The organism is Psychrobacter sp. VH5, assembly GCF_050572635.1.
GTDB classification, from domain to species: Bacteria; Pseudomonadota; Gammaproteobacteria; order Pseudomonadales; family Moraxellaceae; genus Psychrobacter; species Psychrobacter celer.
Genome location: NZ_CP192145.1, coordinates 1772684 through 1797554, shown reverse-complemented (window position 1 = coordinate 1797554; position 24871 = coordinate 1772684). Strand labels below are relative to the sequence as shown.

Genomic DNA, 24871 nt, shown 5'->3' with positions numbered 1-24871 from the left:
CGTGTCAAACCAGTAGTAAATAAGAACCACTAAAACACATTAATTGTTATTAAAGGGTATGCAATATGAAGGATATTTACATTCAGTTCCGTGGTAAATATAAGATTGATGGCGAGTCTCGTGATAGTGAGCATAAAGGTTGGCTTGAGGTAAATGCTTGGGATCATTTGATTCGTCAACCAAAATCAGCGACAGCGAGTAGTGTCGGTGGTCATACCTCTGAGCGCTGTGAACATGCAGATATGTCATTTGTCAAAGACCTAGACTCAACAAGTCCAAAGCTCTGGGAAGCGTGTTCTGCTGGTTATACATTTGACGAGATCCAAATTGATTTTTATCGTGCAAATGGCGATAAGCGCGTTAAATATCTTGAAATTAAATTAAAGCATGCGCTCATTTCAAGTGTTGAGCCAATGGTGCGTGCAGAAGGCGTACCAACTGAGAAGGTAGGTATCAAATACGCGGCAGTTGAGTGGACTTATACTCAGCAAGATATCGATGGTACGGCAAAAGGTGCGGTGACTAAGAAATGGTCACTTGCCAACAATACTGCGACTTATACGGCCTAAAATAGATAAATCGATAGCATCCATGTTAGGGCGTGTTCAACACGCCCTAATTGCTCATAAAAAGAAAGGTCATTTTTGAGCCTTTCTTTTTTGTCATAAGAGCACATGGATGAAAAGTGAGAAGTATGAGTTATAGCGATACGAAAAGTGGGTTTCGTCTTAATCTGTTTGAGCAGCTGTTTGATGATCAGCCGCGCTATCATGAGCAGCAAATGGTGGTGCGCCGTCTGAATATTAATGAGCTTAAGGCTTCTGTTGCAAAAGACTTGGAGGCCCTGCTTAATACGCGCTGTGTGATGTCAGATCGTCTACAAGAGTATCCAACTGTCAGTGCCTCTGTGCTTAATTTTGGCATTTTAGACTTTGTCGGTTTGAGTAGTGCCAACCCAGCAGACTGTGACTATATCTGCCGCCAGATTGCAAAAACTATAGAACAGCAAGATCTTCGACTTAGAAATGTTCGAGTATCACTAGATATTGGCGCAGTTGACGTCAACCAGCTTTGTTTTTCTATTGAAGCATTACTTAAGGTTTATCCTGCTCGTGAGTTGGTCAGCTTCGATGCGTTTTTTGAACCCAGCTTTCAGCGTTATTATGTTAAGTGAATACGGCAAGCTCAGTCATATATGCAGATGTTAGAGCCATGGTTATCGATATATTGAGGCGTTATGGATAGTTTACTTCCTTACTTTGAGCATGAGTTGACACTTTTTAATAAGCAATCTAAAGAGTTTGCAAAAAAGTATCCTAAAATTGCCAATCGCTTGTTGATGGCACATGATACGGTGGACGATCCTCATATCGAACGCCTGATTCAAGCTTTTTCACTCATCAGCGCACGCATCAATAAAAAATTAGATGACTCTTATGCTGATTTTACAGAGTCGCTTTTATCAGTATTGTATCCTGATTATATCAAGCCATTTCCATCGGTCTCTATTGCTCAGTTTAATTTAGGTGTACACGCACATAGTTTAAGCGAACCTATTACTGTGGACAAACACCACAAGTTTTTTACTCAGAAAATAAATGGTACTGCGTGCCAGTTCCAATCTACCCAATCGGTGACATTATTTCCCCTTAGCATCAGTGATGTTCGGTTTGAAACACATCAGGAGGTCAGCGATCCTCAGCATGGGTTGCTAAATGGTTGTATCAGCATTCAGTTTAAAGGGCTAAATGCAGGATTTGACTACCAGCAGCTACTACATCTTGGTGTTGATTTATATATAGATCAAGATGCTAGCCAAGGCACGAGCCTTTGGGACTTACTATGGTGTGATGTTAAGCAGACTCACATCATTACTCATAAAAAACATGTTATTGCTGGCAGTCCGTTCAAACCTTTGGGGTTTGAGCCTGAGCAGCAATTACTGCCCAACCATCGCGCTCCCAACTCATCAGCCGCGCTTTTAAAAGAGTATTTTTATTTTCCAGAGAAGTTTAACTTTTTGCAACTAGACCTAAGTGATCACAGCTCACAGTTCACTATAGATAGTAGTGGGTTTGAGTTGCGCTGTTATTTTAAATTCGATAAAAAAAACACCATACGTCTTAAAAATTTACAGCAGCTCGACAGCAGCAGTCTTAAGTTGTTTTGTACGCCTGTAGTTAACTTGTTTAAAACCGCTGCTAAGCCTATTTTGGTCACACAGCAGTCGATGTATTATGACTTAGTTCCAGATGCACGTGCACTCTTTCAACACGAAATTTATGATGTTGAGAAGGTAATTGAGTCAAAGCAGATTAATAACCGACAAGTCCAGCAGGTTTATCATCCTTTTTACGCGCTTACGCACTATGAACAAAAAAACGATGGTCGTTATTATCATGTCAAACGTGATAAAGATATGGCGGACTTTCAGCAAGGGTTCGAGTATCAAATCTTATTCACAGATAAGTCGTCTGTAGCGACAACAGAGTCAGTTAGTATGAGTGCGGTTTTGACCTGTACTAATAGAGACTTACCCTCTCAAATTGTATTTGGTCAAAGCCGCGGAGATTTGTTTTGCGATAGCATGACAGGCTTTAGTAGCGTGTCCTTACTTAAACAGCCATCGCGAACCGCACGGTTTGAGTACACTGGCGATGAGCGCTGGCGGCTGATTTCGATGCTGAGTCTCAACTTTTTATCGCTCGCGTCAAAAGATGCTAAGCTCATTAAAGAGTATTTATCGCTTTATGATATTACTCAGTCAGCTTCTAATGCGCTACTAATAGACGGTATCGTGTCAGTTGAGACACGAATTGAAGCACGAAGAATTCAGCGTACTCCGCAGCCAGGATTTGTTCGTGGCACCATTATTGATATTTGTATCAATCGTAGTCATTTTTCTGGAGTAAGTATTCGTCAGTTTGCACAGCTATTGTCTTATGTGCTTGGGTATCATGCCAGCTTAAATAGCTTTGTAGAAGTAATCATATTAGATGCCGTGACCAGAGAGGAGGTTTGTCGATGCCAGCCAAGAAGTGGTCTGACACCTCTTATGTAGATATAGCGCCACTGTTTGATGAGCCGCAGCGATTTGATTTACTGCAAGCGGTCAGACTGCTGCACCGTCAAGCTCAAATTGGAAATGTGCCGATTGAGATACGCTTTCGTTCCTCATTATCCTTGGCCTATCCGCTTGCTGAGATTGAGTCGATGACATTAGTACCTCAAGAGTCGATGAATAACTGTGTTAGACAGGTCGAGATCTATCCTGCGCACATTGGCTTGACAGGCCCTATGTCTGCGCTGCCAGCTTTTTATACTAATCAGCTTGCGATGCGTGTGCGTCATATTAAAGACGGTGCTGCGCCTGAGTTTTTAGATTTATTTAACCATAGGTTGACCAGTTTGTACGTGAAAGCCAGCTGGTTTTATAACCTGCCTATACAGTATGAGCTAGATGACAATCAAGATAAGTATTTACTAAGTTTACGGGCTCTAGCACGCCAGCCTACTAGCCTGACCAGTATCGACAGTTTGATCGCCTATGCAGGTAGGATTTCGCCTGGTCGGTTGAGCGCTGATCAGCTGGCACATGTGCTGTCTCACTTTTTGAAAATCAAGATCAGTGTTGAGCAATTCATCCCTGAGTGGTTTGATCTACCTGCTACAGAGCAGACAGCTCTCGGGACTCAGCATATGCAGCTAGGGGTCTCAGCGTTTTGCGGAGCGAGGGTGATTCAGTTTGATAGTAAAATCAAAATTATCTTTCATCAATTAGATGCCGAGCGTTATATTCGTCTGCTGCCGCAGGGTGATATTCATCAAGTTATTATAGAGTTTATACGCAAATGGTGTGGGGTATGTTTGGCGATTGATGTGCAGCTTGAGCTTGACAAAAAGGAAGTAAAGCCGTTGTCACTATCAGAAAGTGAGTTTGGTGGATTGGGCCGTGGAGGATTTTTGGTATCTCAGCCTGCCTATACAGACTTTAAAGACACTTATTATGCATTACCCGTTCAATAAAAAAGGAAGAGTTTTATGAGTCAATTAAAAGCAGTAATCACAAGGTTGACGCCCAGCTGCCGCAAATGCTTACAACAAGCGGCCCGCTTATGTATCGAACAGGGTAATCGTGATGTAGATGTGCTGCATTTTTTATATGAGCTAAGTCGTTCGCCTTATAATGATTTTAGCCAAATTCTAAAAACCAATAAAATTGACTCTACTTTTTTAAAAGAAGCGTTATTAAATAAGATAGAAGAACTGCCATCTGCTATGGGTGTGACCCCTGTGTTTAGTGTACAGCTCATCACCCTGCTAGAGGACGCTTGGATGCTTGCTAGCAGTCAATATACTGATAAACATGAGCATACTAAGCCTCAAATCGAGATTCGCTCAGGGCATATTTTGCTAGTGTTGCTGGGTTATGATAGTTATCAAGCGCTATTACATGCTTTGCCTGATTCATTATGTTTGATCGATCGTCACGCTTTAAAAAACGACTATGAAAAACAATGCGCTGGCAGTACAGAAAGCAGTGAGGTGGCGAGTTATGCTCATGCAGAGGGCGCTCATCCCTCTCAGTCGCTGGATAATACTCAAGCGCGCTTTGGGGTGGATGATGATAGGGTGTCTACTGAAACGACCACCCCTGCACTGGATAAGTATACCCATGATTTGACAGCGAAAGCCTGTGCTGACGAGATCGACCCTGTCATTGGACGTGAGTTTGAAATACATCAATTAATTGATATATTGATTCGGCGACGCCAAAACAATCCTATTTTGACGGGTGAAGCAGGCGTTGGCAAAACTGCTGTGGTCGAAGGGTTGGCACAAAAGATAGTCTTAGAGCAAGTACCCGACCAACTAAAAAATATCATAATCCGCACCCTTGATTTAGGGCTGCTACAAGCCGGTGCAAGTGTTAAAGGAGAGTTTGAAAACCGCTTAAAACAAGTCATTGAAGAAGTGCAGTCATCGACTCAGCCTATCATATTGTTTATTGATGAAGCGCATACCTTAATCGGTGCTGGCGGGCAGGCTGGTCAAAATGACGCGGCTAATTTACTAAAGCCAGCATTGGCAAGAGGTGAGCTTAGAACCATCGCCGCAACGACGTGGTCTGAGTACAAAAAATACTTTGAAAAAGACGCCGCCTTATCTCGCCGCTTTCAAGTCGTCAAAGTCGATGAGCCTGACATCGAAACGGCGATTGCTATGATTCGCGGGTTACGTCAAAAGATGCAAGCACACTTTGCTATCTCCATTGATGATGATGCTTTGCAGGCCGCCGTTGAGCTGTCAGCGCGTTATCTGAGTGATCGACAACTGCCTGATAAAGCGGTGAGTTTGTTAGATACCGCTGCTGCTCGAGTGAGCTTGTCTAAAACTGCCTTACCCAATCAACTCGATCAGTTGCATGCTACCGAGCAGCAGATACAGCAGCACATCAGTAGCCTCAACCAACAGCTTGAACGTATCGGTTTGATGGAAGACAAACACAAGGTTAGTCAAAAAATTGCAGTATTAGACGAACAGCGTCAGCTAAACCAGCAGAAAATCCATGAGATGACAGCATGCTGGCAAGAGCAGTTGGCGCTGAACGCGCAGCTAGATCAACTTGAGCGAGTATTAAATGACAGTATAGACGATGAAGGTCAGCCTTTGAGTGCTCAGGCACGGCTGGACACGCAGTCGGATTATCAAGAAGTCGCCCAAGCATTAGTGCGTGCTCAAAAAAAGTATCGATTAGTGCACCCAACTCTGGATCGTCAGGTTATCAAGCAGATTGTCTCTGATTGGACAGGAATACCCCTCAATGACATGGCAGGTGACGAAAAACACCGTCTTTTGAATTTGCAAAACACGCTACAAGCACGACTTATCGGCCAAGACCATGCTATTGACGCTATCGCTAAGCGCATCCATACAGCCAAAGCACGCCTTGATGATCCCAATCGTCCTCAAGGTATATTTATGCTGGTAGGACCAAGCGGGGTAGGTAAGACAGAAACAGCGCTGGCATTGTCCGATGTGCTCTACGGCGGCGCACGTAACTTAATCACCATCAACTTATCAGAATATCAAGAAGCACATAGTGTGGCTTCCTTAAAAGGTTCGCCGCCGGGCTATGTAGGGTACGGTGAGGGCGGAGTGCTGACAGAAGCGATCAGACGTCGTCCTTATAGTGTGCTATTACTTGATGAGGTCGAAAAAGCCCATCCCGACGTTTTAGATTTGTTTTATCAGGTGTTTGACAAAGGGGTCATGGAAGATAGCGAAGGGCGTTTAATCGACTTTAAAAACACGCTTATCATGCTGACTAGCAATGTCGGATCCTCTACTATTATGCAGCAATGTATCAATACTGATCCTACCGTTACTGACTTTTGCTTACCTGACAGTGATCATCTAAAACAAGCGATTAATCCGCAGTTGTATAAGGCATTTAAGCCTGCGTTTTTGGGTCGACTGACAGTGATTCCATATTATCCATTGACAGATGATGCACTTGCGGAAATTATTCGCCTTAAGCTAGACAAAGTCACGAGTCGTATTCGTGCTCATTATGATGTGCCGTGTATCGTCGATTCGGAGGTTATTGAGCTGATATTGTCACGTTGTCATGAAGTGGACTCAGGGGCACGTAATGCCGATGCGATTATTAGCCAAACGTTATTGCCAAAGATTGCCACTCATCTGCTCGCTCATGATGAAACAAAAAGGATACTCAATCAAATTACCGTCTTTGTTAATGATGAGGATCACATCGATTGCCGTTTAGTTAGTGACTCTATTGTAGCACTCAGTCAAATGGCGCAACAAAGTCAGAATCAGGAAGCATCATGATGAATGATACGAATATGATGCCCATAAGTACACTTATCGCGCCTATTATGGACTCCCATCACGGTGTGGGCGAGGATTTGACTTTTGATATGAGTCTCGAGGCTATTGCCGCTGCTCGTCAAGAGGACGATCCACTGCTGGCGCAAGGAACTTGGGTGACCGAGCTTAAGGTTGCTGATTGGGAGTTTGTAAAAAAAGAGTGTGCCAGACTTTTGGTGAATAAAAGTAAAGACTTAAAGTTGGCACTTTGGTACGTTGATGCGCTTAGTCACACCAATCATTTGGCAGGTGTTGGTCACGGATTACAGCTATTGCAAGCTCTCAACGATGAATACTGGCTGACGATGTATCCGCCGTTAGATGGTGAAGAAGATAGCATGGATATTAGGGCGGGCCTGCTGTCATGGTTCGTCAAAGCCTTGACAGATGATCTTAAGCAGCTGCCTCTTTCTGATAGCAAGAGTAATATTTATAACTATAACTATTATTTAACTGCTCGCGAACACGATAAACAGCGGCAAAAAAACCCAGATGATGATAGTGGTCAGTTGAGCCTAGACGAGTACAACCAAGCCATTAAAGACAGTCATGATAGCTGGCAACGAACCCTTATCACAGAGTTAAGTCTGGTCAAAACGCAGTGGCAATGCTTAACCGATCAGCTAAATGATCTGATGGGAATGGATGCCCCCGTCTTTGCGCCTGTCACTGATCTATTAGACGCGTTAATACAGCATTTAATGCCGCTGATTCCTGAGCAAGTGATGTTAGACGATACATCGACAGAAGCGATGACCGATGATAATCATGAAACAGTACAGGTTCGCGCTAAGACATCCAGTAATGGCGTATCGCAAGGTTTTGAGCCAAACAGTGGTGATCATCAAAGCAACCGCCGGCAAGCACTCAAACTATTAGGGCAAATCCAAGACTATTTTGCGACCAATGAGCCACACAGTCCTGTGACGTTTTTACTTGGCCGTGCCATTGATTGGGCAGATATGCCACTGGACCAATGGCTTTCGCATATCATCAAGAGCGAAGATCAGCTTGCCAGTATTTCTGACATGATTGGTATTCAGCCAAAACGAGAGTCGTCTAACGATGGTTATTGATGGGTTTTTCAATTAGACAGTTGTTTGAGCGGTAAGTAAGGTTTGAGCAATTTATGTATTTTATGCATACAGCATCCCTAAATTTTATCATTTTAAACTTTCAACTTTTGGACTTAGAGAGAAGGGCGCATCATGGTATGGACTCAAACTAAGCGGCACGTGCAACTTACTAGCGCCCATCCTGATATCGCCATGAGTCTGATACAGCAAGCAGACCTTGTTGAGAGTCTGCTCGGCATGCCATTGCCTGATAGCGTCTGGGATAAGCCTGCCTTGATGCCAGCGCCCACCGCCTATCCAAGTCCCTACCACCAAGACCAACGTCAGCTATCTTATCAGCAGCGCCAGCTCGCCCTCTATTGTGGCTACCGTATCAGCCTCACCTTGCTACATCCCCAAGCAGGCCTGGATACCAAAGGCTGGCTAGGGCAAAGTCTTGCTATTCACTGGCATACGGCTGATACGCTACTGCCGAGCCAAATTCGCCACGGTATCATCACCGAAGTCATCGCTTTAGGTAGCAACAGTGGTATGGCTGCTTATCGCATCATCTGTGAACCAGCTCTTAGTCAGCTACGCTTGAGCAGTTACAACCGCCGTCATCATCATTTAAGTCTAAGTGAGCTTATCAAAGATATTATTAGCCCATATAACATAAACGTTGAGATTGACGAGCGCTTAAGTAGCGCTGACGACTATCATATCCAGCATAGCGTGCAATATAACCAAACCGATCTGGCTTACTTAACTCAGTATTTGGCACTTTTTGGTGTTACTGGCTACTACCGTCATGATATAGACCGTCATACCTTAGTTTTATTACCGCATGATGCCGAAGCCTTGCGCCCAGACGCCAGTGATATTCACAGTACCTTAAGTCAAAACCCGGCCAGTCTTGCTGATAGACAAGATCGTATCACTGCCATACGCCCACAAATAGTCCAGCACATCCAAAACAGCGAGTTTTACCGCTACGATAACCGCCTCGTTGGACTATATAGTGGACATAGTAGTACAGAACAAACGATAGAATCCGCCAGTCCGAGCACACATAAACGCTTTATCCACAGCCATAGCTATCTAAACGACGACGGACTGGACAAACTTGCGACTCGCTATCAGAAAAGCAAAGTGCAATTGGCTAATATAGGTAGTCTTACAGGCAATATCCGTCACTTGAGTCTACCCAGCGTCCACGACATTGAAGGCAATCCTTATGTCACCGAACCAATAAGCCTAGTCTCCATTCACCACAGTATCAACAACCACATACCAGCGGACTGGCTTGGACATGCGCCCTTTGACCCGATAACCTTGCAGCCCAATACAAACCAGGCACATGATAATGAAAACATCCACCATATCAGCGCTTGCTATCTGCCATTTCCGCATCACTACCACATTCCCTACGAAGAGGAGCTTAGCCGACTAGGACAACCGCATCCGAGTCTGACAGGTCTGATGAGCGCTAGTATCATAGACACCAATAGCAGTAGTGCGGTAGATAATGACCGCAACCACCGCGCTCATATCCGTTACCACTGGCAAAGTGAAGATAGTAGCGACGACAGCGCGCACTGGATACCCATCGCCAGCCACCTCGTCGGCGATCACATGGGACACACCCAGCCTTTGCGTCACGGACAGCACGTCCTCATTGACTTTATTGGCGGCGACATCACCCATCCCATCATCATCGGCAGCACCCATAACGGACAGGGTAACGACGACGCCCAGCACAACCGCATCGCCAGTGACACAGACTTCATTGATGCCACCAGTCCCGTTTGGTTTATCAACCAAAGCCATGCGTATCCCATCGACGGCATCAAAACCCAAAGCATTGATAGCAGTCGCACCGGAGAAGCGACTAAAGACCACGCTATCAACGGCTACAACCAGCTCATGTTTGACGCTCATCCTGACAGTCCACAAATCAACCTGTATAGCAGCAGCTACCAGTCGAGTCTCACCCTCGGTCACCTGTACCAACATAGCGACCATACTCGTGGTCAAGCACGTGGACAGGGCATCAGTATAGAGACCCAAGCCGCCGCCAATGTACAAGGCAGCACAGGCATACACATCAGCAGCCATCAAGTTGACAGTCAATCAAAGCAGCATAAGAGTCATGACAGTCATAGCAAACTGCAAACTGCTGACCAGCATCAACAAGCTTACACACAGCTAGCTGACACCCATCAGCCAGTTGGACTAGAAGGCAATGCGAGTAACAAGCAAAGCGGCAATACAGCAGACAGTCAAACCCCCTTTGTCCAATTCAGCCAAGACACCAACGACAACAGATTAAATGAATCTGGACAATGGCAACAACCTCATCTACTAATCGACTCCCAGCGTCATCTAGCCCTATTAAGTGGACAACACAGTCAGCATACCAGCACGAAGAGCACGCACAGTCATGCGACAGGTAGTACTCACCATCATAGCCAAACGCAGATGAACCAGTTGGTGGTAGGCGACATTCACTATTACTCAAACAAAGCACAGACCCATACCGCCGCCCATGGCGATGTCACTATTCAAGCCCATCAAGAACAAATGCGACTCGACAGTGAGCAAGTCCTACGCATCCATAGCCGAGATAATATTGAGATCATCGCCCCTGATACGTTGACCATAAAAGCGGCAGGGAGTGGTATTGAGCTATCAGGGGGGGATGTGACGTTTATTACGCCTGCTCAGGTGGGATATAAGGCGAGTAAGGTGGTTTGGGGCAGTGGGGGTGGAAGTAGTCCAACCATTACAATGCCACAAGACGAGCTGGAAGACTGTGTCGCCAAGACAGAAAGCACAGGTAAAAAAGGCGGAGCCGTCTAGACATGCCATTACCAAAAGTAGAGTATTTGGACGACATACAAGGTACTGAGGAGTACCAAGATCAGCTCAAAGCCGTGTATGAGGTCATCTCCGATCACCAGTATCAGCAGTTAACGGTTATCATTGATCTAAATGCGTATGGGACAGAAGTATTTAACATCCTTGACTGCGATATAGATTTGTCATTTGAGCGTGTAAAACGTATTCATCATACCTTTGGCGATGACTTAGCTGTTGTTGATATTCAGTTAGATAACAGTACAGGTCAACGTCTACTAGAGCAACTATTGGCTTTGAGCATATACGAGAATATCAATGACATAGCAGGTCATCCGCATTCGCGTAGCGTTTGCTTGTGGTTGTTTGAGCAACCGATTACTGAAAAGTTAAAACAAAGTCTGTATCTGATGGGACAAGCATATGGACTAGGATCAAACAAACGCCGCTATCTGCGTTATTGGGATCCGAGAGTAATACAGTTGCTGGCCTATTTATGGATTAGTCAGCAAAAGTTGCAAGTATATCAATTGGGTCTACCTCGTATGCACTATGTAGACTGGAATAACACCTTTACAGAGATAACGTTGCCGACACCCAGCGAAGTATACCCGTCTGATACGGAGGTGGCGTTAGAGCAGCTAAGACCTTTGCCCTTTAGATTTAATCAGCAGCAGTGGCAATTGCTTGAGCAGACAGAGTGGATGAATATGATACTACGGCAATTAAAGGATCAGATGATAATTACGACTCAAGTTTATGAGATGGTCATTAGCCAAGCTTCACTCATTGCTAAGCGTCAGATCACGCAACAGCAGGCAGTCAATCATATTGTTAGAGATTTGGAGCGGATGAAAGATGAGGGAGTAGCGGTATGAGTGATAACCAAGAAGAAAAAAGTAAAGCCCCAACTGGAACTATTGTTTTCGTAGAAAGAAACGGAGAAACAGTAGCTAAAGTTGAAATGTTTACCATTATTGTAAATGCCTCGTGTGATTATAAATGCGGAAAGACAGGTATTCCGATATTACCTGTGGTGTTGAGTAAAATAGATTATAAGGTATCGCCTCAAGATGAGCGATATTTTCCCCACAATATTGTCTCTACACCATCCAGTCATACTGCTGTTGCCAGCCTGCCAAGCTATGCTTATCTTTACTGTTATATTGAGGACAGTAATGGTTATAGTTTTGAAGAATACTACACTGGTTCAGACGGTGCGTTGAAAAAACTACAAACTTTATGGAGTGAGGACTTTGAAGAAAGATCTAATAAGCCTGGACAGATACAAGTCCAGAATATAGATGAGTCTACTAACGATAACATTGAAGAAGATGTACAACCATTTAATTGTACAAAAGAAAATCATAGTACGTTGGATAGTAAATTTATTACTTTGCTTCAAGGAGATATAGCATGGTTGATGGTCAGTCATGTAAAACTGAGTAAATCTACATTAAAAGAATATGTTGATAACAAAGAACTACGTAATAAACGTATGCAAAAGTTCATCGCTGATGATTTAACTGGCAATAAAAACACCGTTAATATGAGCGTGAATGAAACTGGCTATATAAAAAGTTTCTCTCGGCGTAAGCAACTGGCTCAAGGTAAGGATATCGCTAGTAGAGTTGATGTATTGGAACAAAGTGGAGGTAAAGATATATCAGGAGGTACGGTAGCGGCCACAGAGCTTTATAGAAGCATGGAGAGGGGTATTACAGAATACGATGAAGCTCTTGCTTCAGAAATAAAGCCTATGATGGTCGCTCTTCCTGATCCTGTAGGAGAGGTCATTGCAGCCGCGGAGAAGCGAAACTACTTGATTAGTCAACTCAGTGAACTATCAGAAGATCGTGATCATATTCGTAAAACTATTAATGCTTTAATAATAAAAAATCTTGAAAAGGCAAGTATTAAGACAACAAAGTTTGAAGGTAAAGAGGTATTTAACTGGGGTAATAATGATTATTTAGGTACAGTGCTTAATAATATATTTTCAGATACAGATCCAGAGGACTTGATATTTAAACATATTGAAACTCATAACTACCGTTCCTACTTACAGGAGTCAAAAAAGATAATCGAACTCAAAGAAAGTATTGTTGAAGCTCGTAAAAATTTCATTAAAGCTATAAATAGTGAGGATTTTAAATTCATTATAGAGAATGATTTTGATATTGATCTTGTTCATGATGAACAGACTGCTAAAGGTTATGAATCTATGGTTGCTCGTTGTATCGCAGGCTGCGGTATTGACGATAGTAATATTGGTATCCCAAAAAGTATGCTTGACGCTTTTGAATCGACTGCACCAAAAAGTGATGCCGCTACTGAAGAGGAGTTTAAAAAAGCCTTACTGCCTCAGATAAGTAGTAGCATAAAAATCAATCAAAACTGGCTATTGAAAGCACTTGGGGGTTTGGATAAGGAGCTGGTTGAAATCATCTATGATTTTAGCAAGAAAGACAGAGCTTCTGAAGCAGTTGGATCTGGAATAGGTTATATTGTCGAAGGAGTGAGTGCTACAACGTTGAATAAAATAAAGATTAATAGTGAGCGAAGCGCAGCTGTTAATAAAAATAAATTGATTCAAACGTTAAGTCAAAATTTATTAGCATTGAGTTTTCATGATCCAAAAGCATTCAGAAATTTGTATAAAGCACTAGAGATTAGTGTATATGGTCACTCAGGACTGACAGTTATCCGGAAAGAAGTGACTGCTACAGCAGATACGATTGTCAATTTTGCAAACTTCGCTATGGGTGCAGTATTTCCAAAATCATGGGTCGATAAGATTAATAACAGTGCCAGACGAGCTAAAAATAGTGCTAAGAGTGTCGCTGAAGCCGTCACTGATACTACAATTGTGCGTACGCCACAAATTGATAATCTACAACAGGCTGAAAAGTGGGTCTTACCATATTTTGATAAAGCCCTCGCAACAGGTAAAGGTATGAGTGAGTTAAGCCAGCTCAATGATGGTCAAAAACCTATTAACCTTGATCAGCTGGATGCTGACGCATTAGCTGCAAAGGGTATTGAGTGGCATAATAACATCAAGAATATAACGACAGGAGGAGTATCGGCTTTTATCGCATTTTTTCAGCTAAATGCAGTAATAGCCAGTGTACCAGCGCTCGCCAGATTAAAATACGCAGGCGACCCGCTACGGCTAACGCAAGAGCAATTAGGTACTATCAGCTCTGGGCTTGCGTTAGTCACGGCGAGTATGGATGTGGCAGCATCAGGAGCTAGCGTGCTTAGCAGAACCAGTTTTGCCAATAGACTTGTCTATCGTGCAGGATGGTTAGGTGTGGTTGGCGCAACGTTTGAGGTAGGAAGCTTAGCAATTTATGGCTATCGTAAGTTTAATGATGGGAATAGACTTTCAACTGGTTTAACAGGACTAGCCGCTGTTTCAATAAGTGCCTCAGCCTATGCTGGATTTAATCTAGGTTTGTTAGCGATAGCATCGCCAGCCGCCGCATTACCTGCTCTGCCACTATTAGCGATTATGTTTGTCGGTATGACCCTAAGCTATACTTTTCAGCGTCTAGCCTATAAGTTTGATGATAAAAACAATACATTGATAGAGTACTGGCTAGACAATAGCGTATTTGGCCATAAAGCCATGCGAGGACAAGATTATTATCTGATCAATCCGTTTCAAGATAAACCGGCTTTTAATAGTTTGGAGCAAGATATTAGCGGCTTTATCACGGCTTGCACCTTGTTCTTAGCCAATAATCGTTTGCAAACCTTTCAAGGTAATGTACCTGTGGAGCACAAAATAAACACAAACAGTGAGATAAGACTTCCGCCAGTCCTCGAGATTGTAAAAGAGCATCTGACCTTATTTCAAAGTCAAATTAACATTGGAAATTGGGACAAAACAAGCCAACTGACTATAGAGGTAGTTGCTGATAAAGGTGGCAGAGAGCAAAACCTATATAAGGCGACATTCTATAACTCTGCCAGTGATGAGCCTGCTGCAGGTAATATTAAATCATCAGCTCTTGAGAGATTATTGCCTATAGTGACAAAAAAAGAGACTAAAAAAGAATCGGAACCTCAGTTTATCATTGATACGCAGTTATTAAAGTTTGAACCGCAGAATATCAATAACGCAAAAGTGATTGTGACCTATACGCCTGATAGTAGCCGAAATCCGCCATATCCGCTAAAAGACGTCAGTTATTTAGATAACAATAGCTACTAAAAAAAGGTTGGAAAAAATAATGATCTACAATTATCCCAACAATACTCACTCCATAGAAAAGCTATTAAGCCGACCTTGGGAAGGAAGCATACCTGCGTATCGAGAAAAAATATCTAGTATAGAGAAGCTGAGCCGTGATGTGCATGAGGTAAACCCAGATTATCTACTGTTTCACCCCATTATTAACTCATATCAATTGGTTGGTTTTTTAATGACCTATTGCTTTAGTTGGTTATTTGGGCAAACTTTATTTATTTCAGTTGTTATTTTTTATGATATTTTATTTAAAAGTGATTTTGACTGGATAGCTGTTTTCTTAATTATCGTACAGCTAATGTCTATTTTAATGTTTGGATTATTACCATATTTAGCATATAAACAGTTTAAAAACAAAAAATCCTACTATAATAAAATTGTATTGTTAAAGCAGACCCAGCAAATTGCCTATTATGAGCATAATCGCAAACAAGCGCCTGTTTTTCATTTAATTGACTATAAAGATATCGTCGCTTCGGTTCGACGCAATAGTCGCGTCGTATATGAAGCCCTAAACTTGCATGTGATTGATCCGAAAACCAACCAAACCATTCAAAGTATTAATCTCGAAGACATGCAACTTAGCCCTTACGACCAATGGACGTTTATTCGTACCTATATGGAGCGTCCCGCAGACGAGCTACCGCTTGACCCACGATATGCCCACGCGTGTCCAACAGACATCAGCACATCGCTACTGGCTTGTGCCGATATTGCTCAAGAGAAAAAAGACAAGGGTCTGACTGGACTACAACATGAAGTGACCTTTATGGGTTGGTTGCGTGCTTGTACCGTCAGTTACTTAGACTTGGCCGAAGGCAATATCTATCAATCGAGTGCTAATCCTGCACTGCATCCTGAAGTGCAAAGACGGCTCATGTGGGACGGTGAGCACAATCCGTATAACATCCTACCTGTCACAGAAGAGCGCAAGGCCGCCTTTAACAATCAAAACCGAAAAATGAAAATAAAATGGTACTCAGGCATTGCAATTAATGTCATATGGTTTGTGGGGTCGATATTGTATGTGATGCTGGTGATTGCCTAGATGAAAACTGGAATGTGTTAAATGCAACTACGCGACGACTTCGCCAAACATATCAGTGAGCTTAACAATCCTATTGACCGTCCCTATACCACCAGTATAGACAAAAGCTTATTAGAGAGTACTGAAGATATTGAACATCTTAATAAAGAAGTTCACGACGTCAATCCTGATTACTTAACATTCCTACCTGCGTACTTCTGGGTGTTTTATTTTGCTATTGGTTGGGTTTATTTTTCTTCACATTTTTTTGTAGCTACTTTTATTGGGGATATATTTTATAAAGATATGTTTGAGGGAGGTATGTCTTTAGGAGGTATTTTCTACTTTAGAGTATTCTTTCTAATAGCTTTATTCATAGTTGCTTGTACACCTCTAATCCTACTTCTCTATCAACTCATCAGAAAGCACTTTATTCGCACCCAGTATTATTTTTTAAAAAAACAACAAAAAATAGCCTACTATTATCGTCCACTATGGAAATTTAGACAGCCCTACAAGCTAAAGATAGTGGACTACAAAGACGTTATTCCAGACCTGCATCAAGATCCATACAATCGAGCGTATACACCGCTTAACTTGTATGTCGCTGATCCTGAGACCGGAGACATCACCCATCATCTAAAGCTAGAAGATTATAGAGTCAACCCACGCGTACAATGGGCATTTATCCGCACTTATATGGAAAGCCCAGCGAATGATCTGCCAATAGACTCTCAGTTCTGCGAAGCTTATCCAGCTGACACAAGCAAGTCACTATTTGCCTGTGCTGATATTATCTATCGCAAAAGCGGCATACTGCCTAGTGATCATTCTGGCGGTGGTCAAATCATGGTCTTTATAATAGGCTCAATAATCGCTTTGGGTAATCTATTTCAGGCCAATCATTACCAATGTACCAAGCGAGCTATATTACATCCCGACGTACAAAAGCTTTTAACTTGGGACGGTCAAGATAATCCATATCCGATACAGCCTATAACTGATGAAGCCAAACTAGCCTTTGAAGGTAGAAATTGGGAGGTCAATGTCAGATGGGTATGTATCATACTCATCAACGTTGGCTTATTTGTATGGGCAGTGGTGGCTTATAATAGCTAGCATATATAGTAAACCCTACCAAGAATTGTTACGATAATTCTAAATTCCAGCTCGCTAATTACCATGACATACCCCATTATCCTTCGTAAAAAGGTACTACAGTCTCTTGAACAAGGCATGAGCGCACGCACCGCAGCCAAGCTTTATGATATGAGTCCCACCACCATTATTAACTGGAAAAAAGACATCAGTATCAAGCCTATCGTCAGAGCACCGCGCAAAATATCTAATGATTCCCTAAAACAAGACATTGCTGACTATCCTGACGCTTACTACTATGAAAGAGCTGCTCGTTTGGGCTGTAGTAAATCCGGCGTAGAAGCTGCCATGAAGCGGCTGGGCTATACCCGCAAAAAAAAGTCTTAAACACCCAAAATCAAGCTGGCTTAAGCGATTAGAGTACACCATTAAACTGAAACACTATCAATGCCAAGGTTACCTATTCCAAAGCTTAGTCACAAATGTGTCATCGTCATGGATATGAGCGAGGATAAAGCAAAGCACTGCTTTGCCCGAATGCAAGGGGAGAGCTATGCTCGAGTACCAGATTTTATAAGAACAAACGTATCAAAAAGCTATTAAACCGACATGGTCACCGTATTCTATGGCTACCGCCTTACAGCCCTGATTTAAATCCTATTGAGAAGAAGTGGGCTGAAGTAAAAACGCTCAGGCAAGGCTGGGGTGAGAATAATCTAAATCATTTATTCAGCAATGTCTGCTGTTACAACTTTAAGTTGGATTGACTATAACTCAAAAAGCACAAAATATGATTAATTACTTAGAATCAAGCAATATGAAATATCTAGAGGCTAATAAATCATTATGAGTTATAAAATTAAAACACAATTACCAGACCCTAACACTTTCGCAGACTCACTTAACTATCACTGTTCTGGGAAGTGGTTTGCTGGCATAGCACTTCTAATGGGAGTGTTAGGATTGGCTATGGGTAATTTATCGAATGAACTACCACAGTGGAATACGCTTTATTTAATAATACTTTGCTGTGTATATCTATTTATGCCAGCACGGATATATATGAAAGGATATTATTGGTTTTTTATTAATTCGTGGCTTGTTGGGTTCGCTACGGTTTTATTATTTGCATATATTACTATTTTAAATTTGTTTAGGTTGGAATTATATATAAATAATTCTAGTATATACATATATAGTATTATTCTAATTATTTCCATCTTAGAGCTTTTCGAAAAAAGAAAAAAGATTATTATCTATAAAAATATTATCATTAATTCTATCATTAATCATACTTTCCATATACAGAATTGGCTAGAAGAGTTAGAGAAAAGAGAGGTCTATCAAGGCATGAGTTTTGCTTTGTGGATTGCGTTATTCGTTTTCGGGATGGTTATACTAGTAGGCACTATATTTGGTGGTGGTTTAATGACAGCTAAAGCTTTATTAGATAACGGTTTCGATATAGTAGTAGAGGTAGTTATCGGGTTTGGTATGTTTGCATTTAGTATGGTTGTACTGTCACGATTTATACATGAGACGTTAAAATTAATAGCTGCCCATCAAGTAAAAAAAGAGTTAACGCAAGAGTCGTAAAGACTACTGTAATGACAGCAGCCACTGGATACCCATCGCCAGCCACTTAGTCGGCGATCACATGGGGCACACCCAGCCTTTGCGTCACGGACAGCACGTCCTCATTGACTTTATTGGTGGCGACATCACCCATCCCATCATCATCGGCAGCACTCATAATGGACAGGGTAACGACGACGCCCAGCACAACCGCATCGCCAGTGACACAGACTTCATCGACGCCACCAGCCCCGTTTGGTTTATCAACCAAAGCCATGCGTATCCCATCGACGGCATCAAAACCCAAAGCATCGACTCAAGCCGCACAGGCGACGCCAGCAAAGACAGCCTTATTAATGGCTACAACCAGCTCATGTTTGACGCTCATCCTGACAGTCCACAAATCAACCTCTATAGCAGCAGCTACCAGTCGAGTCTCACCCTCGGTCACCTATACCAACATAGCGACCATACTCGTGGTCAAGCACGTGGACAGGGCATCAGTGTAGAAACCCAAGCCGCCGCCAATGTGCAAGGGAGTACAGGTATTCATATCAGCAGTCAAACATCAGGCAGTCAATCAAAGCAGCATATGAGCCATGACAGTCATAGCAAACTGCAAACTGCTGATCAGCATCAACAAGCTTACGCGCAGCTAGCTGACACCCATCAGCCAGTTGGACTAGAAGGCAATGCGAGTAACAAGCAAAGCGGCAATACAGCAGTCAGTCAAACCCCATTTGTCCAATTCAGTCAAGACACCAACGACAACAGATTAAATGAATCTGGACAATGGCAACAGCCGCATGTACTAATCGACTCCCAGCGTCATCTAGCCCTATTAAGTGGACAACACAGTCAGCATACCAGCACGAAGAGCACGCACAGTCATGCGACAGGTAGTACTCACCATCATAGCCAAACACAGATGAACCAATTAGTCGCAGGCGACATTCACTATTACTCAAACAAAGCGCAAACCCATACCGCCGCCCATGGCGATGTCACTATTCAAGCGCATCAAAGTGAGATGCGCCTCGATAGCGAGCAAGTCCTACGCATCCATAGCCGAGATAATATTGAGATCATCGCCCCTGATACGTTGACCATAAAAGCGGCAGGGAGTGGTATTGAGCTATCAGGGGGGGATGTGACGTTTATTACGCCTGCTCAGGTGGGATATAAGGCGAGTAAGGTGGTTTGGGGCAGTGGGGGTGGTACAGGGTCTCCTGCTGTGCATCTGCCGACGGCAAAATTACCTGAAAACTTAGACTACTATCTTCGTTATATCGTACATGACCAAGATGACAATCCACTTCCCTTTACCAAATGTATGCTGATTAAACCTGATGGTTCAACCGAGATACATTGACCCCTGCCGTCAATCCCGTAGACTTAAACTTGGGAGATTTTAGTTACGCAGCTTGACGATAATAATCAAACCACATCTGTCTTGGCGACTTATAGCTCAAGCCCTTTTGAATCCTCGTTTGATTGTAATACAGCTCAATATAGCCAATGATATCGCTGATGGCTGCAAATCTAGTTTTATAGTTCTGGTGATACACTAGCTCATTCTTCAAGACGCCCCAGAAACTTTCTATCGGAGCGTTGTCGAAACAATTGCCTTTGCCACTCATAGATCCTGTAAACTGATGCTGTTTAATGATCTTGTGGTAGGCATGGCTACAGTACTGACTGCCTCTGTCAGAATGAACGATTAGCCCTTTAGCAGGTCGTTTATTCTTAATCCCCATGTTGAGTGCACGGCATACTAAATCTGCCGTCATACGCTTGTTAATAGCGTAACCGACAAGCTCTTTGGTGTATAAGTCTTTGACCCCTGCTAAGTACAGCCAACCCTCATTCGTCCAGATATAGGTGATGTCGCTGACCCACGACTCGTTAGGGCGCTTAGCGTCAAACTGCTGATCAAGCACGTTATCATAGACCAGTTTGTTGTGATTAGAGTCAGTGGTGATTTTAAAGCGTTTGTGACGACGACATTTAATGCCAAACTCTTCTTTAATACGTCTGACCATGTATAGACTAATATCATGCCCTTGATCGCTTAGATAGGCATGCAGACGATCTATACCATAACGCTCTTTAGTTTCAATGTGTGCGGCTTTGACTAGCAGCTCAGACTGGTTGCGATGTATTTGTTGGTCACTGATATCACGACCTAGCCAGTCATAGTAGCTTGAGGGTTTAACCTGTAGTACGCGGCACATAGTGGTGATGCTAAAGAAGTGCTGGTTATCTTGGATAAAGGCGTACCTGACTAACTGTGCTTTGCAAAGTACGCCGTCGCCTTTTTTAGTATTTCGCGCTCCTCTTCAGCCACTTTGAGCTGCCGCTTTAGGCGTTTTACCTCTTCAAGCGCACTCATAAGTTCAGGGTCATACTGCTTTGTTCCTACAAGTTTGCCTTGATTGGCTTTGTTATGCCAATTTGAGAGCGTTTGCATGGCAATGCCAAGCTGCTTTGCAGTGGCTGAGATATTGCCGTTGTTGTCTGCTATCTTTTTAACAGCTTCGGCTTTAAATTCGTCACTGTAGGTTCTTACTTTCTTGGTCATGGTAAACTCCTGTTATTATGCTTAGTTTACCAAGTTTACTTGTACGGTTTCTTCAGCATAGCTCATAGCTTACCGAAGCCACTACGAGCAATCACATAATAGTTATCTTGTTTTAAAATATCTTCACTTAGCCAGATAGCTAACTCATCTTCATAGTCAGCAGGATTGACGATCCAAAATAGACCTTGTTTAAAGCGGCAGAATCCCATTTTCTCCCAGTAGAAGAGAAGTCTATCTGGTAATTTGCCACGATAATACTCTAAGGTAGTTCGTTCAACAGGGTGTTGCCAGTCAGGTTGACCAAACTTTTCTAAAAAGTAATCAAAATCTTCGTCAAGAATAAATTCACTCATTACAATTTCCTATTTTAATTATTTACAACGGTTTAATTCTACATTCATTTTGGTTTGCCCGCCTTGCTTCAAAGCTTTTTTATCTATCTCTGCTTTCGCTGCGAACCAATTACAAAATTAATAATTGAGTCAAAAAAACCACCCGAAGGTGGCTTAAATAATTACTTATACTAAGTCATCTAAATCAGGCAGGTTTGAATCGTCATCAACGCCAAATGCCATTTGTCCTAATCTCTTAAAATTGATGTACTGAATCTCAATCAAATCGGGTAGCAGACTAAGATGCACAAAGATATTCATTTTATCGACATTTTTGATAGACGCGTTGTCACTTATGGCAAGGGCAGGAACGAAGCCAAACATTTCATCGTATTCAAGTGCACCAAACTTTTTCACACAACGCTTGAATAGAGGTTTGCTATTGTTATCAACCATATCAACATATTTTGTCTCTTTAAAAGCAAAAAATAATTCAATTTTTCTATCTGCTAGGCCTTTTGCAATATCTTTCGCTTCCCCTTTTTCTTGATAAACCCAACCAAGAGTTGGAGTAATTGTATAGGCATGACCCATTTTTTCACCCCAAACGTATAACTTGCCAAAGCCACTACGAGCAATCACATAATAATTGTCTTGTTTTAAAATGTCTTCACCTAGCCAAAGCACGAGCTCATCTTCATAGTCAGCAGGATTGACCATCCAAAATAGACCTTGTTTAAAGCGGCAGAATCCCATTTTCTCCCAATAGAAAAGCAGTTTATCAGGCAATTTACCTTTATAATAATCTAGAATTGCCTGATCGGCAGGCTGTTGCCAGTCAGGTTGACCAAACTTTTCTAAAAAGTAATCAAATCCTTCATCAATAATAAAATTATTCATTACAATTTCCTATTTTAATTATTTACAACGGTTTAATTCTACATTCATTTTGGTTTGCCCGCCTTGAGACTTTTGTGCTTCTTTAGCGGCCTTATCCATCTGTGCAACTCTACTATTTGCTTCAACTTTATTAGACCATTGTCCGCCTATGGACTTATTCACATCAGCACGACCCAGTCGATTAATTTTATCTTTACCACCTGCAATCATATCAGGATCATGTAGAGCATTCAGGTCTTTCATTATTTCAGGAGTACGTTTGTTCGCCAACCGTTCAGCTTCTATAGGAGATTTTCCTTGTTTCTCATAGCTATTTTTCAAAGACTCATTAATCTTATCTTCATACTCTGTTCTAGCGTTTGCCTGCGCCCCATTACTTTTCGGCCTGCCATGCGTTTTGAAGGCGTCACGACCTGTCAAATACTCATCAACAGTTAAGTTGTTCAGTCCAGCTTCTTGGTCTTTTAATTGACGATAGTACTCTTTTTCAAACTTTGCATTTGCTTTACTGTCTTTAGCAAATCTACTCTTTAAGCTTTTGCTTGGCTTAAAGCATTTAGGGGTATGTTTTTTCATAACGCCTTTTCTAGCAGGCCTTGACGTTATACTGCTATTATGACTGACTGTTTCGCCAGAAGCTTTTCGGTTGGTTGATGCCAATGCTGTGCTGGGTTTATTACCAGCTGTCCGACCCACACCTGCGCTATTAACACTAGCTGTAGCCGGTGTCATCTTAGACCAGCCATCAATCTCATTGATAATTTGCTGAGCGAAACGATCAAAGTCCTTTTGAATCTGTATCAGCTTTTGCTTATTAGACTTACTTAAACTGTTTAGAAACTTAGGGGTCAAGATACTATTTAGTAACCCTTTTAGCTTACTAACATCTAACGCTTTTTTTAAAGCTTGCTCTGTATTACCTTTACCAAATTTTCTGATAAAGGCAAATAGATCAGTAGGGCTTTTACCGCCAATTTTAATGGCTTTAATGGCACTTTTGACTGCATCACCAACGACAGGGATCAGCCCTATTAATGCTGCTATGAGTAAAAACCACAAAGTAGTATCAGAGGGCTTGTCTTTTAGGTTCATGACTGCCTTGATGATGTCTCGCGCATCAATAAGCTGTCCTGCAATAGGAACTGCACCGATCACAATTTCAGCGAATAGTGCCCAAGACGAGGTGTTTTCACCTGCTAGAAACGAACCTGTCTCTTCTTTTAATGCTTCAAACCAGCCTGTGGGCTTTTCTTGTTTGGCTTTTTTATATTTTTGAGGAGTGTAATCCTTCCCTATGTTACTAATCCCTAGTGCGCCGCCGCCAAAGTCATTACTACTCATATACCATCCTCCATATCTATATCAGGCTTGAAGTCAGCAGGGTCTTCACCATAATAAACATGAGCTTGACCCTTAGGCACACCTTCTAAACGAGCAAAGCCATTTTTATCTAAAATGCCTTCTCTGACAGAGCCATCTGCGAACTCGACACGGTAGGGCGCACTGCTTACTGGAGTCTCATCATCGTGTAGATAATTAAGCTCGATAAAGGTTGGTGGTTCGTCCAAGATATTAGAAGGTAAGCCTGATACAAATTGACCATCAACTCCGCCCACAGCCTTACTATGCTTCCCTGCTTTTTCCGTCACCTCTTTGGCGGCGATAGTGATATTGCTACCATCAAGAGTTATACTAGCGCCCCCTGCCGTTATCATAACTTTATTGGTTGCAACGACTTCTACCTCTTTGGTGGAGGAGGCGATGTTGACATCCTGCTTCGCTGTAGCTTCCAGTTTTCCTGTATGGGCTGAGAGAGTAATATTGTCTTTGGCATTAGTCATGTTAAATTGACCATCGGCGACTATATTGAGTGACTCGCTGCTGACTTGATTATGGCTATCGCCACTACTGATCATCATGTTCGCTTGAGTCGTAGTAATCATTTCACCCATTGAACGTTGAATGAGCGTGTCTTCACTGACATAGCTACTATCAGCGGCACTATCGATCAGGGTAAATGGCGTGGATTGATGGGTTTTGGTTTGTTGTTCTTTAGCGATACTCTCAAGCTGGACTTTAATCGCTTTATGGTCATTCACTTGTCTGCCAAGCCCTGTTGCTAACTGCGTCAAACGCTCAGTTAAATGCTGACCACCTAATGCAGTTTGGGCCAGAGTCGGGGTGTGGTGCTGGTAGTTATGCTGTCCAGATTGTGCGTGGGTTTGTGGCTGAGTAGAGAGGACTAAATTTAAAAAAACCACCCGAAGGTGGTCAAATAGAAATAATAACAAA

Annotated in this window: 20 protein-coding genes and 1 pseudogene; 16 read left to right on the top strand and 5 right to left on the bottom strand. The window is 42.5% G+C overall.

What is annotated here, in order from left to right; genetic code table 11:
- The first annotated feature begins 65 nt into the window (after window positions 1–65).
- The 16 genes and pseudogenes from ACNFVB_RS07565 (at window position 66) to ACNFVB_RS07490 (ending at window position 20138) form a co-directional block, all read left to right on the top strand.
- On the top strand, window positions 66–569 hold the full coding sequence (locus ACNFVB_RS07565) for an Hcp family type VI secretion system effector (protein ID WP_075100784.1): 504 nt from the start codon (window positions 66–68) through the stop codon (window positions 567–569).
- Between the two features lie 125 nt (window positions 570–694).
- Window positions 695–1174 (top strand): type VI secretion system baseplate subunit TssE, encoded by a 480-nt coding sequence (tssE, locus tag ACNFVB_RS07560; protein WP_192995191.1) that lies wholly within the window; start codon window positions 695–697, stop codon window positions 1172–1174.
- Window positions 1175–1237: 63 nt separating this feature from the next.
- Window positions 1238–3061: a type VI secretion system baseplate subunit TssF gene (gene tssF / locus ACNFVB_RS07555; protein ID WP_430737076.1), complete on the top strand. Its 1824-nt coding sequence runs from the start codon at window positions 1238–1240 to the stop codon at window positions 3059–3061.
- Window positions 3025–4026, top strand: a complete 1002-nt coding sequence (gene tssG, locus ACNFVB_RS07550; RefSeq protein WP_430737075.1) for a type VI secretion system baseplate subunit TssG — start codon at window positions 3025–3027, stop codon at window positions 4024–4026. Before tssF ends, tssG begins: the two co-directional genes overlap by 37 nt.
- A 15-nt stretch (window positions 4027–4041) precedes the next feature.
- Window positions 4042–6855 carry a type VI secretion system ATPase TssH gene (gene tssH / locus ACNFVB_RS07545; protein ID WP_430737074.1) on the top strand — a complete coding sequence of 938 codons (2814 nt, stop codon included), beginning with the start codon at window positions 4042–4044 and terminating at the stop codon, window positions 6853–6855.
- Complete coding sequence (gene tssA, locus ACNFVB_RS07540) at window positions 6852–7970, top strand: type VI secretion system protein TssA (protein ID WP_430737073.1); 1119 nt, start codon at window positions 6852–6854, stop codon at window positions 7968–7970. The genes tssH and tssA overlap by 4 nt, the downstream gene beginning before the upstream one ends.
- 132 nt (window positions 7971–8102) lie before the next feature.
- Window positions 8103–10811 (top strand): contractile injection system protein, VgrG/Pvc8 family, encoded by a 2709-nt coding sequence (locus ACNFVB_RS07535; protein ID WP_430737072.1) that lies wholly within the window; start codon window positions 8103–8105, stop codon window positions 10809–10811.
- Between the two features lie 2 nt (window positions 10812–10813).
- On the top strand, window positions 10814–11686 hold the full coding sequence (locus ACNFVB_RS07530) for a hypothetical protein (RefSeq protein WP_430737071.1): 873 nt from the start codon (window positions 10814–10816) through the stop codon (window positions 11684–11686).
- Window positions 11683–15030 carry a toxin VasX gene (locus ACNFVB_RS07525; protein WP_430737070.1) on the top strand — a complete coding sequence of 1116 codons (3348 nt, stop codon included), beginning with the start codon at window positions 11683–11685 and terminating at the stop codon, window positions 15028–15030. Before ACNFVB_RS07530 ends, ACNFVB_RS07525 begins: the two co-directional genes overlap by 4 nt.
- 418 nt (window positions 15031–15448) lie before the next feature.
- Window positions 15449–16114 carry a DUF6708 domain-containing protein gene (locus ACNFVB_RS07520; protein ID WP_430737069.1) on the top strand — a complete coding sequence of 222 codons (666 nt, stop codon included), beginning with the start codon at window positions 15449–15451 and terminating at the stop codon, window positions 16112–16114.
- 21 nt (window positions 16115–16135) lie between these two features.
- A complete protein-coding gene (locus ACNFVB_RS07515; RefSeq protein ID WP_430737068.1) occupies window positions 16136–17212 on the top strand; it encodes a hypothetical protein in 1077 nt (358 codons plus the stop codon).
- Window positions 17213–17275: 63 nt separating this feature from the next.
- Window positions 17276–17578, top strand: a complete 303-nt coding sequence (locus ACNFVB_RS07510; RefSeq protein ID WP_430737067.1) for an IS630 transposase-related protein — start codon at window positions 17276–17278, stop codon at window positions 17576–17578.
- Window positions 17579–17715: 137 nt separating this feature from the next.
- Entirely contained in the window at window positions 17716–17958 is a 243-nt protein-coding gene (locus ACNFVB_RS07505) for a transposase (protein WP_430738496.1), read from the top strand.
- Between the two features lie 79 nt (window positions 17959–18037).
- Entirely contained in the window at window positions 18038–18787 is a 750-nt protein-coding gene (locus ACNFVB_RS07500) for a hypothetical protein (RefSeq protein WP_430737066.1), read from the top strand.
- A gap of 25 nt (window positions 18788–18812) precedes the next feature.
- A pseudogene (locus ACNFVB_RS07495) lies at window positions 18813–18929 on the top strand (hypothetical protein); the annotation flags it as partial.
- Window positions 18912–20138 (top strand): DUF2345 domain-containing protein, encoded by a 1227-nt coding sequence (locus ACNFVB_RS07490; RefSeq protein WP_430738495.1) that lies wholly within the window; start codon window positions 18912–18914, stop codon window positions 20136–20138. The pseudogene ACNFVB_RS07495 and the gene ACNFVB_RS07490, both read left to right, overlap by 18 nt.
- Before the next feature lie 43 nt (window positions 20139–20181).
- Here ACNFVB_RS07490 and ACNFVB_RS07485 read toward each other — a convergent pair.
- From ACNFVB_RS07485 to ACNFVB_RS07465, 5 genes are all read right to left on the bottom strand, one after another.
- A protein-coding gene (locus tag ACNFVB_RS07485; protein WP_430737065.1) for an IS3 family transposase occupies window positions 20182–21347 on the bottom strand; the annotation gives its coding sequence in 2 pieces (ribosomal slippage) (window positions 20182–21089 and window positions 21089–21347; 1167 coding nt in all).
- A gap of 62 nt (window positions 21348–21409) precedes the next feature.
- The gene (locus tag ACNFVB_RS07480) at window positions 21410–21700 is read right to left on the bottom strand and encodes a GAD-like domain-containing protein (protein WP_430737064.1); all 291 of its coding nucleotides are present in this window, start codon (window positions 21698–21700) and stop codon (window positions 21410–21412) included.
- Between the two features lie 165 nt (window positions 21701–21865).
- Window positions 21866–22579, bottom strand: coding sequence for a GAD-like domain-containing protein (locus ACNFVB_RS07475; protein WP_430737063.1), 714 nt, complete (start codon window positions 22577–22579; stop codon window positions 21866–21868).
- Window positions 22580–22597: 18 nt separating this feature from the next.
- On the bottom strand, window positions 22598–23920 hold the full coding sequence (locus ACNFVB_RS07470) for a polymorphic toxin type 15 domain-containing protein (protein ID WP_430737062.1): 1323 nt from the start codon (window positions 23918–23920) through the stop codon (window positions 22598–22600).
- Window positions 23917–24870 carry a DUF2345 domain-containing protein gene (locus ACNFVB_RS07465; protein ID WP_430737061.1) on the bottom strand — a complete coding sequence of 318 codons (954 nt, stop codon included), beginning with the start codon at window positions 24868–24870 and terminating at the stop codon, window positions 23917–23919. Before ACNFVB_RS07465 ends, ACNFVB_RS07470 begins: the two co-directional genes overlap by 4 nt.
- Window position 24871: the final 1 nt, after the last annotated feature.

Bases quoted from the DNA above. Each gene is read 5' to 3' on its own strand.
- tssH (WP_430737074.1), top strand. From the start codon at position 4,042: ATGAGTCAATTAAAAGCAGTAATCACAAGGTTGACGCCCAGCTGCCGC.
- tssE (WP_192995191.1), top strand. From the start codon at position 695: ATGAGTTATAGCGATACGAAAAGTGGGTTTCGTCTTAATCTGTTTGAG.
- tssA (WP_430737073.1), top strand. From the start codon at position 6,852: ATGATGAATGATACGAATATGATGCCCATAAGTACACTTATCGCGCCT.
- ACNFVB_RS07475 (WP_430737063.1), bottom strand. From the start codon at position 22,579: ATGAATAATTTTATTATTGATGAAGGATTTGATTACTTTTTAGAAAAG.
- ACNFVB_RS07525 (WP_430737070.1), top strand. From the start codon at position 11,683: ATGAGTGATAACCAAGAAGAAAAAAGTAAAGCCCCAACTGGAACTATT.
- tssG (WP_430737075.1), top strand. From the start codon at position 3,025: ATGCCAGCCAAGAAGTGGTCTGACACCTCTTATGTAGATATAGCGCCA.
- ACNFVB_RS07510 (WP_430737067.1), top strand. From the start codon at position 17,276: ATGACATACCCCATTATCCTTCGTAAAAAGGTACTACAGTCTCTTGAA.
- ACNFVB_RS07515 (WP_430737068.1), top strand. From the start codon at position 16,136: ATGCAACTACGCGACGACTTCGCCAAACATATCAGTGAGCTTAACAAT.
- ACNFVB_RS07480 (WP_430737064.1), bottom strand. From the start codon at position 21,700: ATGAGTGAATTTATTCTTGACGAAGATTTTGATTACTTTTTAGAAAAG.
- ACNFVB_RS07470 (WP_430737062.1), bottom strand. From the start codon at position 23,920: ATGAGTAGTAATGACTTTGGCGGCGGCGCACTAGGGATTAGTAACATA.
- ACNFVB_RS07500 (WP_430737066.1), top strand. From the start codon at position 18,038: ATGAGTTATAAAATTAAAACACAATTACCAGACCCTAACACTTTCGCA.
- tssF (WP_430737076.1), top strand. From the start codon at position 1,238: ATGGATAGTTTACTTCCTTACTTTGAGCATGAGTTGACACTTTTTAAT.
- ACNFVB_RS07565 (WP_075100784.1), top strand. From the start codon at position 66: ATGAAGGATATTTACATTCAGTTCCGTGGTAAATATAAGATTGATGGC.
- ACNFVB_RS07535 (WP_430737072.1), top strand. From the start codon at position 8,103: ATGGTATGGACTCAAACTAAGCGGCACGTGCAACTTACTAGCGCCCAT.
- ACNFVB_RS07530 (WP_430737071.1), top strand. From the start codon at position 10,814: ATGCCATTACCAAAAGTAGAGTATTTGGACGACATACAAGGTACTGAG.